At 48.0% G+C, this 17,263-nt stretch carries 15 protein-coding genes; 4 read left to right on the forward strand and 11 right to left on the reverse strand.

Going from position 1 to position 17,263, the window contains the following annotated elements; genetic code table 11:
• Positions 1-72: 72 nt before the first annotated feature.
• A complete protein-coding gene (locus MKX30_RS18290; RefSeq protein ID WP_025721808.1) occupies positions 73-570 on the forward strand; it encodes a DUF1036 domain-containing protein in 498 nt (165 codons plus the stop codon).
• A gap of 204 nt (positions 571-774) precedes the next feature.
• Here the strand turns inward: MKX30_RS18290 and MKX30_RS18295 are convergent, their stop codons facing one another.
• A complete protein-coding gene (locus tag MKX30_RS18295; protein ID WP_341063206.1) occupies positions 775-1,728 on the reverse strand; it encodes an alpha/beta hydrolase in 954 nt (317 codons plus the stop codon).
• Positions 1,729-1,988: 260 nt separating this feature from the next.
• On the opposite strand from MKX30_RS18295, the gene MKX30_RS18300 reads away from it, so the two are divergent.
• Positions 1,989-2,624: an NAD(P)-dependent oxidoreductase gene (locus MKX30_RS18300; RefSeq protein ID WP_023990858.1), complete on the forward strand. Its 636-nt coding sequence runs from the start codon at positions 1,989-1,991 to the stop codon at positions 2,622-2,624.
• Positions 2,625-2,782: 158 nt separating this feature from the next.
• Here MKX30_RS18300 and MKX30_RS18305 read toward each other — a convergent pair whose 3' ends face one another.
• The 8 genes from MKX30_RS18305 to kduI form a co-directional block, all read right to left on the reverse strand.
• Complete coding sequence (locus MKX30_RS18305; protein ID WP_341063209.1) at positions 2,783-3,970, reverse strand: cation:proton antiporter; 1,188 nt, start codon at positions 3,968-3,970, stop codon at positions 2,783-2,785.
• A gap of 435 nt (positions 3,971-4,405) precedes the next feature.
• A complete protein-coding gene (locus MKX30_RS18310; RefSeq protein WP_071558084.1) occupies positions 4,406-4,996 on the reverse strand; it encodes a GNAT family N-acetyltransferase in 591 nt (196 codons plus the stop codon).
• Positions 4,997-5,058: 62 nt separating this feature from the next.
• Entirely contained in the window at positions 5,059-6,420 is a 1,362-nt protein-coding gene (locus tag MKX30_RS18315) for an MFS transporter (protein ID WP_075154899.1), read from the reverse strand.
• Between the two features lie 92 nt (positions 6,421-6,512).
• Positions 6,513-7,664 (reverse strand): winged helix-turn-helix domain-containing protein, encoded by a 1,152-nt coding sequence (locus MKX30_RS18320; RefSeq protein WP_071558083.1) that lies wholly within the window; start codon positions 7,662-7,664, stop codon positions 6,513-6,515.
• Positions 7,645-8,883: a CynX/NimT family MFS transporter gene (locus tag MKX30_RS18325; RefSeq protein WP_023990863.1), complete on the reverse strand. Its 1,239-nt coding sequence runs from the start codon at positions 8,881-8,883 to the stop codon at positions 7,645-7,647. The genes MKX30_RS18320 and MKX30_RS18325 overlap by 20 nt, the downstream gene beginning before the upstream one ends.
• A gap of 247 nt (positions 8,884-9,130) precedes the next feature.
• A complete protein-coding gene (gene kduD / locus MKX30_RS18330; protein WP_023990864.1) occupies positions 9,131-9,907 on the reverse strand; it encodes a 2-dehydro-3-deoxy-D-gluconate 5-dehydrogenase KduD in 777 nt (258 codons plus the stop codon).
• A 49-nt stretch (positions 9,908-9,956) separates the two neighbouring features.
• Positions 9,957-10,601, reverse strand: coding sequence for a bifunctional 2-keto-4-hydroxyglutarate aldolase/2-keto-3-deoxy-6-phosphogluconate aldolase (locus MKX30_RS18335; RefSeq protein ID WP_025683172.1), 645 nt, complete (start codon positions 10,599-10,601; stop codon positions 9,957-9,959).
• 79 nt (positions 10,602-10,680) lie between these two features.
• Positions 10,681-11,511 carry a 5-dehydro-4-deoxy-D-glucuronate isomerase gene (gene kduI / locus MKX30_RS18340; RefSeq protein ID WP_023990866.1) on the reverse strand — a complete coding sequence of 277 codons (831 nt, stop codon included), beginning with the start codon at positions 11,509-11,511 and terminating at the stop codon, positions 10,681-10,683.
• 340 nt (positions 11,512-11,851) lie between these two features.
• Between kduI and MKX30_RS18345 the strand changes: the two genes are divergently transcribed.
• Positions 11,852-12,808, forward strand: a complete 957-nt coding sequence (locus MKX30_RS18345) for a sugar kinase (protein WP_339201112.1) — start codon at positions 11,852-11,854, stop codon at positions 12,806-12,808.
• A 180-nt stretch (positions 12,809-12,988) separates the two neighbouring features.
• Here MKX30_RS18345 and MKX30_RS18350 read toward each other — a convergent pair whose 3' ends face one another.
• Positions 12,989-14,002 (reverse strand): LacI family DNA-binding transcriptional regulator, encoded by a 1,014-nt coding sequence (locus MKX30_RS18350; RefSeq protein WP_023990869.1) that lies wholly within the window; start codon positions 14,000-14,002, stop codon positions 12,989-12,991.
• Positions 14,003-14,226: 224 nt separating this feature from the next.
• Positions 14,227-15,636: an MATE family efflux transporter gene (locus tag MKX30_RS18355; RefSeq protein ID WP_075154902.1), complete on the reverse strand. Its 1,410-nt coding sequence runs from the start codon at positions 15,634-15,636 to the stop codon at positions 14,227-14,229.
• Between the two features lie 357 nt (positions 15,637-15,993).
• On the opposite strand from MKX30_RS18355, the gene MKX30_RS18360 reads away from it, so the two are divergent.
• Positions 15,994-17,001, forward strand: a complete 1,008-nt coding sequence (locus tag MKX30_RS18360; protein ID WP_264454415.1) for an acrylyl-CoA reductase family protein — start codon at positions 15,994-15,996, stop codon at positions 16,999-17,001.
• Positions 17,002-17,263: the final 262 nt, after the last annotated feature.

Below are 17,263 nucleotides of genomic sequence, written 5' to 3' on the forward strand. Positions count from 1 at the left end.
CCATATGTCTATTTCATTTTCGAAAAACTCGCATAAATTAATATTAATCTTTCAAAGAATGGAGTGAATAGAATGGGTTTTTATGTTCGTAACAGTACACCTAACCCTATTTCGGTTGCTGTTGGATACTATGATTCTGGTTGTAGTCCTATCACCTATGCTAAGAGAGGGTGGTACCGTATAGAACCCGGTAGACGCGCACTTCTTGTAGCTGGATCAGCAGCAAACCAATTTTTTTATGTCTATGGACATGACAGTTTTGGTAATTGGTGGGGTGGTGGTTTCTACACAGATGTTCCTAGAGAGGCTTTCACAAGATGCTGGATAGCAGGTTGCCAAGGTCAAGGCTGTAGAAGTGTGGGGTTCGATGAGATTAATGTTGGTAATTTCGAAAACTACACACTAAACCTTGTAGATAGTACCCAAGGTGCCTCTAAGTCAAGACGTACTCTAGTGGCGAAAAAAAGAAAGGCCAATTTTAAATTAGGGAAGTTCAGCTTTATAAAATCACCTGGAAAATTAGGTAAGTTAGGCAAGAATAGAAAACCACTATATGGTAAACGCAACTAGAATTATATATACAGAACCAAAAGAAGCACCTCCAGACATGAACTGGGAGGCGCTTCCTTACATACTCGCTTCGTATTCCTTCGCTCGTCTGTAAAGCGTGTTTGGCTTCATGCAGATCCGATTTATTTCTGCCCTTACTGTTATGCTCTAACTGTACCCCTTTACCCAGCACGATCGCTGCTATCCTCTCAGCCTGAAGCTAATCTAGCCTTCAAACCCTTGGCGCAGCCATGAGGTAGCGAGCGTGATCGCACCGCGCTTGGCCGCTGTTTCCGACAATGGGTTCAGCATCACAAAGTCGTGGATGATGCCTTGAAAGCGTGCAGCGGTCACATCTATCCCCGCTTCACGCAGCTTGTTCGCATAGGCCTCACCTTCATCGCGCAGCACATCGGCCTCGCCTGTAATGACCAGCGCACGCGGTAGCCCTTTGAGCTGTTCTGTGGTGGCACGTAACGGGGACGCCGTGATCTGCGCTCGTTCGTTGGGATCCGTCGTATATTGATCCCAAAACCATTGCATTCCTTCGCGGCTCAGGAAATATCCTGTGGCGAACTCCTGGTATGATTCCGTGTCAAAGGAAGCGTCCGTCACCGGATAAAATAACAACTGCTGCCGGATGGAAGGACCACTGCGTTCTTTGGCCAGCAGCGTTACGGCCGCGGTCATGTTACCGCCGACACTGTCTCCGGCTATCGTCAGCGTATCGGGCTTCAATCCATGCTCGCGCCCATGCTGTGCCACCCATTGAACGACCGCGTAAATTTCCTCAATTGCCGTCGGATATTTAGCTTCAGGTGACAAGCTGTATTCCGGGAATACAACGGCTGCCTGTGAGCCGACTGCCAATTCACGAATCAGACGATCATGCGTATGGGCATTACCGAATACCCAGCCTGCTCCATGAATATATACAATGACCGGGAGATCGCTTGTCACTTGTTGTGGGCGAACAATTCTGACCTTCACCTCGCCGCCAGGCCCACCTGGAATAGTTAGATCCTCTACATCTGCGGCGGGTTTGTCTGCTGGACCGGATTGAACCTCATTGACCGTTTCACGTCCTTTTTCAGGACCCAAATCATATAGAAACGGAGGCTTGGCATTGTCGTCTGCAAATTTCTGCGCTGCGGGTTCAAGCTGTACTTTTTTACTCATATCGTTTCACTCTTCCTTTCTTATCTGTGCTCTACATATATCCAATATGGCTTAAGTTTGCTCATTCAGTTTCACCTTATATATTTAAACGAGTTCCTCTCTTTCCAATCGGAGGACTTTAGTTTGCCCAACAGAAGAGCTTGACTTTTATTTTATATTGTAACTATAATAGTTACATGTTAAAGTTCGTAAATGTACCAGGTACACTTACGATCAAACTAATGAATCATCCACATCATATTTATAGGAGGCTATCTATTATGAAAATTGCAGTTATTGGTGCAACCGGTAAAGCAGGAAGTAATATCGTAAAAGAAGCATTAGACAGAGGACATGAAGTAACCGCAATCGTCCGTGACTTGGCTAAAGTAACGGAAAGCCGTGCTACTGTAGTACAAAAAGACGTTTTTGATCTGAAAACAGATGATCTGAAAGGTTTTGACGTAGTCGTTAATGCTTTTGCCGCTCCACTCGGACAAGAGCATCTGCATGTCGATGCAGGTAACGTACTGATTGAAGCCCTGCGTAATGTATCCGGTACTCGCCTAATTGTCGTAGGTGGTGCAGGCAGCTTGTTCACTGACGAATCCCAAACACTTTTGGTAAAAGATACTCCTGGCTTCCCGGATTTCGTATACCCTACAGCAAATAACCAAGGAAAAAACCTGGAAATTCTGCGTGGTACCCGCGACCTGAACTGGACTTTCATTAGTCCTTCCGCTGAATTTGCACTGGGCAAACGTACAGGCTCTTACCAAGTGGGAAAAGACACTCTGTTGGTTAATTCCAAAGGTGCAAGCTATGTCAGCTATGAAGATTATGCAGTTGCCGTAGTGGACGAAATCGAAAAACCGCAACATCTGAACCAACGTTTCACAGTGGTGTCCGAGTCTTAATTTTTCTATTCTTGCAGCGTTTATAGCATAAAAGAGACCCTTCGCCCATTTTCTCATGCTGCATGGAAAGTCCGCTTTACTCTAAATCAGACTTTCCATGCACGCTATGAGAAGCTGAACCCGAAGGGTCTTTTTGTTATGACCTGTTGATACTCTCGTTATGAATTGTCAGTGCTGACCTTCTTTTCTATATCGTGAGCGGAAGTCTCCCTCTTATCGCTAAAACACAGCTTGAGAATCGGAGGCGAAGCCAAGGTCGTCAGAATGATGGCAATGATCACCGATGTAAAATATTGCTGTGCCAACAGACCCGTCTGTAGACCGGTAGCTGCAATAATAAGTGCGACCTCGCCGCGAGATATCATCCCGGAGCCGATCGCAAGGGCAGAACGGTTATCAAAGCCCGTCAGCCGCGCCCCGAGACCTCCCCCGATTAGCTTTGTCACCAGCGCAATCAGTGTCAAAACAACAACAAATCCGAGCTGCTGCCCTACTCCCTCAAAGGAAACATTTAATCCGATGCTGACAAAAAATACAGGAACAAAGATGGAATAAGCGATGGGCTCCACCTTTTCTTCTACGACGTGCTTAAAGCTGGTTTGTGCAATGGCAATCCCGGCCGCAAAAGCCCCGATAATACCTGCCATCCCCAACATATCCGCAAAATACGCAAACCCAAAGCAAATAATCAACGCAGTCGTGATGACTGCTTCAGTCACCTTGAGTGGAGCAAGTATTTTCATAATCCATGGAACAACGAACCAGCCACCCAGAATAGCTACCACGAAGAAAACTAGCTTTTTGCCAACAAGAAGCCCCAGCGAAGTTTCTCCACCCATACCGAATATACTCATTACTACCGCTAGTAGCACCACGACGAGCACATCATCCAGCACTGCCGCACCCAGAATAGTCGAGCCTTCCCGGGTATTCAGCTTATTCATATCCTTGAGTACCTGTACCGTAATGCTTACAGAGGTAGCACTCAGAATAATTCCTAGAAACCAGCCTTCATGCACCGAGAATCCAAAGGCTTCCCCTACACCAAAACCGCAAATTAGCGGTAAAATAATACCTCCAACCGCCACAGCTACGGCAGGCTTCCAGTTACGTCGAAGTTGATCCAGATCCGTCTCCAGTCCAGCAATGAACATCAGCAGCAGCACGCCGATTTCAGACATATTATGAATCAGCGAATCATTCTGAACCCATCCTAATACGGCTGGACCCAGCACAATTCCTGCGATTAGCTTTCCCAACACTGCTGGTTGAGCGAGCTTGACAGACAAATGACCCGCGACTTTTGTGAACAACAGAATCAGCAGTAGATACAATATAAATTGCATAGGCTGATAACCTCCTTTGGTTTAATCCTTGAACTTATTTGCGCATAATTCACGATATTGAAGAAAACTGATAATCGAGGATTTTGCAAAAATCCCATAAGCGACTTCCAATGAACAAGATATAGATCGAAATGGTTTAGTTCGTCTATATCTTGCACTTCGGAGCGACTGGAATCGAATTTTGCAAAATCCTGAATCATAAAGTGTAAAACAAACGTGCAAAATATGTGTCTGACTTTAACGGACAACTCGCAAAATAAAAAGGGGAACCCGAGATACAGCACAGGTTCCCCTAAAAAAGACATAAAGGAGCCTTGGTGACAGGCTCCTCCGGTAATTCATATATTCATTTGATGTTGTCGGTCATACTTGCGCAAACAAGCAACTTTATCCTTTAATTATATCTCTTCTGTAAACCCGTGTAAACGTGTTGAATTAACTTTCTGCTTTTTTCACATAGCGGTCGCGGTATTCGTGGTCCAGCATACTCATCAGAATCGAATCATGGTATTCATGATTGTAGAATAAAGCATCCCGTTGTACACCTTCACGCTGAAAGCCTACTTTTTCATAGCAACGAATGGCGCGTTCATTAAAATCAAATACATTCAGCTCAATCCGATGCAGATTACAGATACCAAATCCGTAACCCAGCATGAGTACAAGCGCTTCGGTGCCGTAGCCTTTCCCCTGATTTCCCTGCTCATTGATTGCAATACGGATGTTGGCGCTGCGGTTCAAGCTGTCCATATCCTGCAGGGCTATATCCCCAATGACACGATCATCTTCGCGAAGCGCAATCAACAGAAGCAGGCTTGAGGCATCCTGTCCTTTAGCTTCAATATAACGGGCAATTTGATCCTTGGTAAAGCTGCGTTGTGTGCCTGTCAGCCGCCGCACATCCTGATCGAACAATGTATTATAGTATAGCTCGGTGTCCTCTACGTTAACGGGACGCAAGTATACCCGTGATCCTTCAAGTAACCGTGCCACAGGCTCTGAGGATGAAGTTTGTTGAGTCATCATGATCTCTCCCATGCTAAAAATATAAATGACGAAAATCAAAGCAAATTATTGCGCAAGATCGACTACGCAAGGTCTGCATTTTGCTCTGTAGTCAGGCTAGAATCGGCGAGGGACTCGCGCCAAATTACAGATTGAAGCAACAGTCCCGTCAAACCCAGGATTCCAACAGTCATTCCGATCCAGACAAAAGCCGTGCCCGCCCCTGCTATTCGGATCAATACTCCTCCGGCAAGCGGTGAAACGACCATGATTGCTCCAATCACGGTACTTTGGATACCAAAGACGCGTCCTACCATATCAGCAGGGGTTTTGGCTTGTAATATATAGTTCTGGGTGATAATGTACAGGCCGTTGCCCACGCCCAGCACGGCCCCGATCATAAGCAGTACGGGCAATCCAGTTCCAGGTTGCGCCCAGCCTAAAGCAGCAATAGCTCCGCCAACCAGCACATATCCACCACCGAGCCCCCAGCCTGCGCTTATGCGATTCAAGCGATTAAGCACAAGCATGCAGCCGACGGCGCCAGCCCCAATGGCTGAAACCAGCCAGCCAAGCAGCGATTCATTACCTGGAGCGAGCACTCGCAGCAATGTAGGGAACTGGTAGTCGATCATGAGAATGGCGATTAAGCCGAAAAGTCCGAATATGAGCGTATGCAAAAGCATTCGACTGCGCCATAAGAACGCCCAGCCCTCACGCCATTGGTTGAAAAAACGAGATGCGCGGACATGCTCCTCCCGCATCTTAGCTTCATCAGCCTCAGGCGCTGTATGCGCAGCCGACTTTCCTTGCTGCTCGGCTGCAACAGCTTGTTGGTCTGCGCTGACCAGCGCCGGACCGATTCCGCGCAGCGGCCACAGCAGCAGGCCGGAACAGAGACGCAGCAATGCATTGAGAATAATGCATGCCTGGGGGGACAACACAGTCAAGGTCATAGCACCCAGTAATGGCCCTGCCACTTTGGAGGCCTGATTGACCAACCCATTCAGCGAGGTTGCCCGAAATAGGTCGTCGCTGGCGACTACCGTGCGAGTCAAGCCTTGCTGTGAAGGCATTTGGAATACGCCAGCGGCCGCGCGCAGACCGAGCAAAGGCAGCAGCCACACCGGACCCGGGACGGCGAGGATGGACAGCGTCAATAAGGCAATAGCTGCATCGCAGACGATCATCAGCCTGGCCTTGTGTACCCGGTCGGCTAACGTGCCCGCGATGGAACCCAGCAGCAGACCCGGTAGGGCCATCACTACCGGAATCAGTGCAATCATCATAGGGTCGGCTTCCCAGCGATAGGCAACAAGCACCTGAATGGCGATAGCATCAAACCAATCGCCAAAGGAAGCAGCCGTGTGCGCCGCAAACATCCGCCGAAAACGGCCATTGCGCCAAATGCTAGGCGTGGATTGCAGTTCTTTCTTTTCCTTCATTATCTACTCACCCTGCTCTCATTTTCAGCTTCTTTAGCAATAAGAACATTCTAGCGGGTCTATATCAGAGGAAAATCAGACAGCTAAAAACATCAGACGACAGAAAGTGTTTGTTCCAACCAGCGCCTTAGCGCTGGACGATGCAGTGTTAAACTGTTATCCCGGTCAAGCCGATCATATTGAGCCGCATATTTCTCTTCCAGCATGGGATAGGAGCCGCAAAGCTTCAAAAAACTGCGGATTTGGCAGATCGCCTTGATTTTTAGCAATTCCTGTTTAGCCATATCAAGGGTGCCCAGCCCTTCATCCATGAGCCGCTCGGCGTTGCCCACATCTCCAGTACGTAAAAGCATAAGTCCGCGCATCATGCGATAACGGCCCAGTTCGCGCAAATACGGAGCTTCCGACAGCATGCCTTCCAGACGATCAGACAGTTCCGCAGCCTTTTCCATATGATTGGAAGCCAGATGCATGTACATCTCCATCAGTGCAACAGGCATCACAAATTTATCGAGATCATCCCGCTCCATGACCATCAAGGTCAGTGGTAGACCTTCCTGTGCGCGTTCAGGTTTTCCATTTTCCACATAAGCCTCCAGGATGTTGAGAATGCGTAATTCCCGTTCCTGATCACTGGACAGCAGCCTGCTGGAAAGCGCACACTCACATAGAGCAAGCCCCTCATCCGTCACCCCTGCTGTGCACATATATAGCAGCAGCATCCAATACAGTCGGTCTGCGCGTGTAAAGTCCTCCCGCTCCAAGAACCAGGACATATCCGCCTGTACAAAACGGGTATACATTTGATAAAAGACAGACAATTCAAAACCCATCTGCTCCTGCTGGGCAGCCAACGCTACGATGGAGTTCCCCTGCCCCAACAGCTGGTATTTCCGGAATAGTCCATGTACGGCGTCCTGCACCTCCTGATCGTGCAAGGACGGATGATTCTGTGGCTGCACGTCAGTCAAGGTCAAGCTGTAGCCATACCCTCTGACCGTATGAATACGGAGCACATCCCATGATTTAAGTTTTTTGCGCAATCTGTAGATATGATCATCCACCGTACGCTCCACCGGATACTCCAGCGGCCACACACGATCCAGCAGTTGTTCCCGGGTGAACACCTGATTCCGGTTATCGTACAGAAAGCGCAACAGCGCAAACTCTTTAGCCAACAACATAACACGATCTGCATTACAGATCACACTGTAACCGTCTGCATCAAATTGCAGTCTGATCATCCACCTCGCCTCCGACATATCGTTTCTTGGCTGCACCCAGCCCTATAAACATAAGCAGAACACTCAGGCACAAGAGCAGCAGCAGCGGAATTGTCCAGCCTTGTGTCGCATCATGCAAATAACCGAACAGTGTCGGCCCGGTCGCTGCTAGCAAATAACCAAAGGATTGCGCCATACCAGACAGCTCTGCTGCCTGCTGTGGTGTCCGCGTCCGCAAATTAAAGAACATCATCACTAACGGGAAAGCAAAACCACCCGCTATACCGATACAAATGACCCAAATCACACTCCACTGTGTAGCTCCAAGCAGAAATCCACCCAGACCGATAAAATACAGCACAGCCATAATCAGAACCAATACCCGCTGATCCTTCACCCGTGCCGCCCAAATAGGCACAATAAAGGTAAATGGCATTTGCGAAAACTGCAGCACAGACAGCATCCATCCCGCAGTCTCTGAATCCATTCCCTGTCCGCTCATCATTTCTGGAAACCAGGCGGCAGGAACATAGAACAGAGCAGATTGCAGCCCCATAAACAGCGTCACCTTCCAAGCCAAAGACGATGTATATACATTCACGGTTCGGGCAGACACTGCCGCTTTATTGGCTGTTTTGCGTGCCTTAAGGAGCTGGGGCACCCAGAGTAAAATACCTACGACACCCACAATCCCCCATATTCCCAAAGCACCTCGCCAGCCCATACCTCCATTTATAGCCAGCGGTATACTCAGGCCAGATGCGGTTGCTGCGACCACATTCATGGATACTGAGTATACGCCGGTCATTAGTCCGCTGTTGCGAGGAAACTCCTCTTTGATCAGACTGGGCAGTAACACATTACACACGGCAATAGCCAGTCCCAACATGGCGGTCCCGACAAATAATGCGGTCACCCCCAGCGTTGAGCGCACCACAATACCTGCGGTCAACAGCAACAAGGCTGCAAAAATAATAAGAGACGACCCGAAGCGGCGCGACAGTTTGGCTACAAAAGGCGACAACAGGGCAAAAGCCAGCAGCGGCAATGTCGTTAATAGGCCACTCAGTGTATTCGAAATATGCAAAGAATCCTTAATCAAACCGATAAGAGGTCCTACCGAGGTAATCGAAGCGCGCAGATTGGCACCTACCAGAATGATCCCTACGGCAAGCACCCAAGGACCGGCATGCCACAAAGATTTGTATACCAAAGCTCGTTGGTGTTGCTGTGAACTCATCTCTCCATTCTCCAATCCATCTGTATTATGCTCAAAGGCTCCAACCAAGTGTACGGCTGGAGCCTAGCAATTTTTATCTCATTAAATTATAAAGGCATTCGTGCCATATGCATAGGACGGATCGACACAGCGCCCCAAGTCTTCAAGTTCACCATATAGCTTCATTGAAAAAATAAAAGCTGCCTGAAAGGATAGTTTCCTTTGGAGGCAGCTTTTAGTTCATAAACTCCGATGCGACCAGCGCTGCTTAACGTACCAACCAGCCGCCGTCCACCGCCAAGATATGACCGTTCATGTAGTCGGAACCCTGACTGGCGAGGAAAACCACAACTCCCATCAAATCAGACGGATCGCCCCAACGACCCGCAGGAATACGCGACAAGATTTCTTGATTGCGACTTTCATCCGCACGGATTGGAGCTGTATTTGCCGTAGCAATATAACCCGGCGCAATCGCATTAATCTGAACGTTATGAACTGCCAGCTCGTTCGCAAATGCCTTGGTCAAACCAGCTACCGCATGCTTGCTCGCTGTATACGGCGGAACGAATTTGCCACCCTGAAAAGCAAGCATAGAAGCGACATTGATAATCTTCCCGCTTTTTTGCTCTACCATCACCTTTGCCACTCCCTGGCTCAGATGATATACGGCATTCAGGTTGATCTCCATAACAGCGTCCCAATCCTCATCTTTATACTCCAGCAGAGGGGCGCGACGAATCGTACCTGCATTGTTTACAAGGATATCAATTTTACCGAATTCATTGACGCATTCTTCTACAATTTTTTTAATGGATTCTTTTTGCGTCAGATCCGCCTCATGAAAGACAACCTTCACACCTGTAGGTTCGAGCAGACGTCTTGTTTCTTCATAATCATCATTGTTAGCTACAATGAACAGGTCTGCACCCGCTTTGGCCAAAGCTACGGAATACCCTTGACCCAAACCACTGTTGCCTCCTGTTACAATCGCCGTTTTACCTTTTAGACTGAAAAAATCCAATGAAAAATTGTCCAGACCCATGTCTACGCCTCCATCACAAATTAGTATAAAAACCTATATTTCCTGAAGCCTACAGCGCTGCGCGTACTTCCTTATATTTAGCTACATAACGTGCTGCATTTTCTGTGATCAAGTCGTAGCGACCTTCCTTGGCTGGAGCCGTCAAATTACCCCCAATTCCCACGGCTACACATCCATTACGCAGCCAGGTTTCCATATTGTCCAGATCAACGCCACCGGTTGGCATAATCTGTACATGAGGCATTGGACCTCTGACGGCCTTAACAAAGTCCGCTCCCATTGCACTTCCTGGGAACAACTTCACGACATCGCTACCCAATTTCATGGCTTCCTTAATCTCATTCAGCGTCATACAGCCGGGCATATAAGGAATCGCGTACAAATTGCATAGCTTCGCTGTTTCTTCTTCAAAAGAAGGACTCACAACAAACTCTGCTCCGGCCAGAATAGCAATTCTCGCCGTCAGTGACTCCAATACTGTTCCTGCACCAATCACTGCCCGATCTTTAAATTCGTCTCTCAATCTTCGAATGACCTGATCCGCATCCGGCGTCGTAAATGTAAGCTCAATATTATCCAAGCCGCCTTCAATGCAGGCTTTAGACATGAGATATGCTTCCTCCGCCGTGTTTCCCCGAATGACTGCGACGACACCTACTGAAGTGATATGTTCCAAAACTTTCTTTTTCGTCATGTTCCTGATCCTTTCCACGAATGGGATGATCATGTACCCTCAGCCGCTTGCAGGTCTACGCTCCAACACACTGATCGGATTAACGCAACTCGCTCATGGCAACCTGATCCATGTCTTTGTATGTTTTATTTTCACCGGCCATGCCCCAAATGAAGGTATAGCTGCCCGTAGCCGCACCGCAGTGGATAGACCAAGGTGGAGAAATAACGGCTTCATCATTCTTCATCACCAGATGGCGCGTTTCGTTCGGTTCACCCATCAGGTGGAACATTCTCGCATTCTCATCCAGTTCAAAGTAGAAATACACTTCCATACGACGGTCATGAACATGTGTCGGCATGGAGTTCCACACACTGCCGTTCTCCAACGTCGTCATCCCCATAACCAATTGGCAACTTTGAATGCCTTCATCATGGATAAAGCGACGCAACGTACGGTTGTTGGCTGTTTCCTGCGAACCCAGACTTTCAGACGGTACATCGGCAAAAGACTGCTTTGTCGTCGGATACGTGGTATGAGCCAAAGCTGAAACGATATAAAATTTCGCAGGCTTTTCACTGGAATCGCTTTCAAAGATCAACTCCTTGCCACCTTTACCTACGTAGAGACAGTCTTTTGTGGCCAGCTCGTAAGTTTCACCGTCCACCTTGACCGTACCGCTGCCCCCGACATTAAAAATACCCAGTTCGCGGCGCTCCAGGAAAGTTTCCGCTTTGATTTGATCGTTACCTTCCAGTGCAACAGATTTATTCACGGGATAAATGCCCCCGATAATGACACGATCTTCATGCGTATAGACCAGCTTTACCTCCTCAGGTACAAACAGTTCCTGGATCAGATAGTGCTGACGCAACTCTTCAGTCGTAAAATGCTTGGCATGTTCGGGATGAGTTGAATAACGCATTTCCATAAAAACATTCCTCCTGTTTAGATAAACTTTTTTATCAACGGAATTGTTATAAAAGCGGTTTCTAACTCTACTTCTTAGCTAGAATTGTAATAATTATCTAAGAGGGTGTCAACCCAAAACTTCACTAATCCTAGAAAAACCCTTAATACACACGAAGTTTTACACGATTTTCACATTTTGATAAACAAAATCGATTTTTTTTATCTATATTACCCAAAAAGTTTTTAGCAAATATATCAACTTCATCATTGTGAAAAACCGATTTATGTGATAATTTCAATTTATTCAGTTGGTGCATGCGCTTACAGATTAAGTTTACTAAACATAAGGAGGAATACAAATGACCGCAACATTGGATGCTGTTACCTTCGGAGAACCGATGGCCATGTTTTATGCCAATGAAGCAGGCTCTCTGGATGAGGTGCGTTCATTCACCAAAGCGTTGGCCGGGGCAGAGACGAATGTTTCAGCCGGTTTGGCGCGTTTAGGTCTACGGGCGGGACTCGTGACCAAACTCGGCGAGGATGCGTTCGGCAAGTTCATTGCCAGTGCGCTACGTCAAGAAGGGATCGACACCCAGAACGTCATGTTTACCAAAGACCACTCTACCGGCATGCTGATTAAATCCAAAGTTACAAGTGGGGACCCAGAGGTGGAATACTTTCGCAAACATTCCGCCGCCTCCACACTAAGCATCGCTGATTTTAACGAGGCTTACTTTTCCGGAGCTCGCCATCTGCATTTTACAGGTATTTCTGTCGCCCTCTCCCCTGAGTGCCGTGATTTCGCACGACATGCGCGGCAATTTATGAAAAAGGCTGGCAAAACCGTATCCTTTGATCCGAACCTCAGACCCAAGTTATGGCCTGACACGCAAACGATGGTGGAGGCGATTAACGAAGCATCTGAGGGGTGCGACTGGCTTCTACCCGGCATTCATGAAGGTAAAATATTGACAGGCTACACCTCACCGGAGGATATCGCTTCCTTCTATCTTGACCGAGGTACCTCGCTGGTCATCATCAAGTTGGGAACCGAAGGTGCATATTACAAATCCGCAGATTCTGAGGGATACGTCAAACGCTTCCGCGTAGAGCATGTCGTTGATACCGTAGGCGCGGGTGACGGATTTGCCGCAGGTGTTATCAGCGCGCTACTGGAGGGCTTGCCCCTGGCAGAGGCCGTCAAACGCGGTAATGCCCTTGGCGCACTGGCTGTCATGTCAGCTGGAGATATGGACGGCTATCCGACACGAGCCGAGCTGGAATCCTTTTTGCTCAGCGCCAGCACGAATTAATCCGGTTTCATTCCCCGCATAGCCTTCACCGCTATTAGCGCAAGCTCAACAAGGCCGAAAGAAGTCGGCCTTAACTTTTAATAGCCCGTATTCGCGTTTGTACGATCTGAGCAGCATACGCATACTCAGATCGTACAAAGGAATACGGGCTATTTTTATAATATATGACACATTGCTCGTCTACAGCGTTTTGACGGATTCTCCCCGATTAATATCCGGTACAAATCGGTAGATAATCGGAACCGATTCGCCGCCCTCCTCAATGCTGGACAGCAGCGTCTTTGCCGCTTGCTTCCCCATATCCGCAATCGGTTGCGTAATAGTCGTAATCGGCGGATTGTAAATATGGGCAAACTCCGCATCGTCAATCCCGATAATAGACAACTCCACCGGAATGCGTATACGGCGGGCATTCACATATTTCAGCGCTTCTGCTAGCACAATATCATTCCCGGCCAACAGCGCAGTCGGTGGCTCTGGCAGCTGGAACAACTCCTTCAGTGTCTGCTGGATTTCTTCTCTCGGCACACTGCGCATATACTCTTCTCGAAATGGCAAGCCATGCTCCTCCAGCGCCTTTTTGTATCCGCTGAGCCGCTCCACCCGTGGAGTAATCCGATTCAAGCCAAGCGGCAAAGTAATCAGCGCAATTCGCTCATGTTTGTGAGCCACAAGTTCCTGAATCGCCAGCTTAATCGCCATTTCGTTATCCAGCAGCAGGCTGCGCGTATTCACCCCGTCTACCAAACGGTCCAAAAACACTAACGGATACTTTTCACGAATGAGCTGGTTGTAAATATCTGCATGCTTGCCTGTCGGGAAGATGATCAGGCCGTCCACCTGCCGAGCCTTGAGCATCTCAATATATTGGCCCTCCTTGTCCGGGTTTTCATCGGCGTTGCAAATGATTACCTGAATGCCAAAACGCTGCAATTCCTCCTCAATCGCACGGATGGACTGGATCGAAAGGGTATAGTCAATGTTGGCTACAATGACCCCGACCATAAACGTCCGGTTTTGCTTCAAGCTGCGGGCCAGCCCGTTAGGCTGATAGTTCAGCTCTTGAATAACCTCGGCAATCCGGTCTCTGGTCTGGTCGCTCATATATTTATATCGTTTGTTCAGAAATTGCGAGACAGTGCTTTTAGACACTCCTGCCTTCTGGGCAACATCTTCAATCGTCGGCTTCTTCATCGGTACACTCCTTGTCTTTCATGTACTGCGTTAGTGCAACAAAAGTATATCTTTTTTTTAGTAAATTTACCATACTTCTATTTATGAATGCCATTATGATATAAGTCGAACTTCAAAGTTGCCTATCGTGCCACCGTGTAGAAGTATGGTTCTCCAGCAGCAAAAAGAGGCAGTTCAAGATGTTCTCTTGAACTGCCTCCACGTAACCATAAATACTGCTCGGATCAGTGTGCCGGAACGGGCGTTGCAGACTGATCTGGTGTATCGTGCTCGACCAACGCATGTTTTTCCCATAACCGGCTTTTCCAGCGGGCATACATGATGACAGCACGAGTCCATTCATCAGCAGCAATCGCCAGCCACACGCCGGCGAGCCCCATGTCCAGCTTGAACACAAGCAGATAACCAAGCGGCAAGCTCATGCAGACCATGGAGATCAGACCCATAAAGACCGGGAACTTCGCATCTCCAGCAGCACGCAACGAGTTAATAATGACGATATTCGTTGTCCGGCCAGTTTCTAGCAGAATGCTAAGTAAAATGACCTGTGCTCCCAAACGAATAATTTCAGGATTTTCCGTGAACAAACCAAGCAAGGGAACACGGAAAAAGATGACCACCGCATCAATAATCACGGTCACGAGCAACGCCCATTTCACACTGGTCAGTACACGTTTATAGGCAGTATCCTTCTGTCTGGCTCCCACGAGCCTTCCTACCACAATAGCCGTACCCATACCGACTGCCATACTGAACAAGTAAATATAGCTTGAAATATTATTCGCATATTGACGTGTCGCCATTGCTTCTGCGCCCAGATAAGTCACGTACAGTGTGAAAATGAGCTGACACGACTGATACATAATGGACTCCAGCGCGGATGGTACACCAATGCGCAATATCTTAGAGATAAACTTTTGGGACAGTTGGACGTAATATTTCCACTCGACACGAACCTCAGTGACCCGGTACATCAGCCAGAAGAAGATCAAGAGACAAATAAAGCGGCTACCTACTGTAGAAATAGCAGCCCCCTCTACTCCAAGTGCAGGCATTCCCCAATGCCCAAAAATCAAAACATAGTTGCCGACCACGTGGATCACGTTCATAAAAACCGATACATACATCGTTTCTTTGGTAAAACCATGTGTACGAATGGTCGCCGCCAGCGCATTAATCAATGCTTGAAGAAAAATGGCACCCCCGACGATGCTCATATACGACTCCGCGTAAGCCAGAATCTCACCCTGGACATTCAGCCATTGCAACATGTGCGTACCAAATACAAGAAAAATTACGCTAAGTAAAAGACCTACCATCAAATTCAACGTAATGGCCGTACCTGTAACCTGGGCCGCTTCGACTAGTTTCTTAGAACCGATATATTGAGCTACGACGATAGCAGCGCCGTTGCCGATAACCTCCAGTACAAGGATGGCAATTGAAATAATTTGATTGGACGCGCCCACACCCGACACTGCATTATCAGATACAGAACTGATCATGAACGTGTCGACGCTCCCCATTAGCATAAACAGAAACAATTCAAGGAAAATAGGCCATGTTAAACGGAACAAATTCAGTTCCTTAGCTTCGGACAATACCGAACCTTTTTTTAGTGCTCTGGTTGTCATTCATTCACCTTTCTTCATAGATTTATTTAACGATCAAAAGGTATGTTAGCACAGTCATTCTGAAAATACATCCCGTTTACGTAAAATGATTTGCAAAATGCGTAAGAATTCATTTATCACTCTCTTTATAATTGATTATCGAACTTTATTGAAACAGAATATTGCAAGAATATACCAGGAATCTGGTCTTTTCGACGTAATTATGAGCTAAAGAGTATAATAGAATACGAGCCTGTGAGCATTGCCGCTGACAGGTTGTGAAGATTGTTGTATGCTTCCTAAGCATAATTTGTGAATTAAAGATGGAATATATAGGACATTCATAGGGTTAAAAGGTAATAAAGGAGGCTTTTACAGATGACTCAATCATTTCAAGCTCTTGTCGTCGATCAGACGCAGGACGGTGAAGTTCAAGCAGAGGTACGTTCTCTGGAAGCTAGCAGTTTACCTGCTGGAGAAGTATTGATTCGTGTCGCTTATTCCAGCATCAATTATAAAGATGGGCTTGCTGCCCACAAGGATGGAAATATTGTCAAATCCTATCCGTTCGTACCAGGCATAGATTGCTCGGGAACCGTCGTCTCTTCGGAGGATAGCCGCTTTAGCGAAGGACAAGCGGTGCTCGTTACCGGATACGGGCTGGGTGTGTCTCAATTCGGGGGATTCAGCCAATATGCACGTGTGCCTGCGGACTGGGTGGTTCCACTTCCAGACGGACTCACGCCGAGAGAGGCGATGATTTTCGGGACAGCTGGATTCACCGCAGCCCTGTCGTTATATCGGCTGGAGCAAAACGGCGTTACTCCGGAGCAGGGCAAGGTACTCGTCACCGGAGCGACGGGCGGCGTAGGCGGGGCAGCCATTGCCCTGCTGAACAAGAGAGGCTATCATGTCGTAGCCAGCAGTGGCAAGGCTGATGCTCACGATTACCTCAAGGCGCTCGGAGCAGCCGAGGTCATTTCCCGCGAGGAGGTCTACGACGGTGCGGAGAGCATCCGCCCGCTGAGCAAGCAGCTTTGGCAAGCGGCTGTTGATCCTGTAGGCGGAAAGCCGCTCGCTTCGCTGCTCAGCCAAATCGCCTACAACGGCTCTGTAGCCGTGAGCGGCCTGACGGCAGGCACCAAGCTGCCTACGACGGTGCTGCCGTTTATTTTGCGGGGCGTAAGTCTGCTGGGCATAGACTCTGTCTTCTGCCCATACGACACCCGCGTAGCGATCTGGAAGCGACTCGGCAGCGAATGGAAGCCGGAGCGGCTGGAGCAGCTCGTTGAGCGCGAAGTCGGATTGGCTGACCTGCCAAGCGCGCTCGAAGACATCCTTGCAGCCCGCTCGCAAGGAAGAACGCTAGTACGACTGGTTGACTAAGCGGAGTAGGTCCGCAAGCTAATCCGTTGACGCGGTTTCGCGTGAAGGAATGTTCATTCCGTAAGCTCTAGCTTCGGAAAATGTAAGAAGCCTGTAAATCTGCATTTTTTGAGATTTACAGGCTTCTTTTCGTTTATTGCTACTTCCTTATCCATAGATGAGCAAACAACATAGATACATCATGGTACATTTGAAGCAGACGGTTTACTTTTCGCAACCAAATGAACCTTTTGAGGACCTCAGTTGTTATATAGATAAACTG

The sequence above is a fragment of the Paenibacillus sp. FSL P2-0173 genome (assembly GCF_038008045.1).
In the GTDB taxonomy this organism is placed as follows: Bacteria; Bacillota; Bacilli; order Paenibacillales; family Paenibacillaceae; genus Paenibacillus; species Paenibacillus polymyxa_B.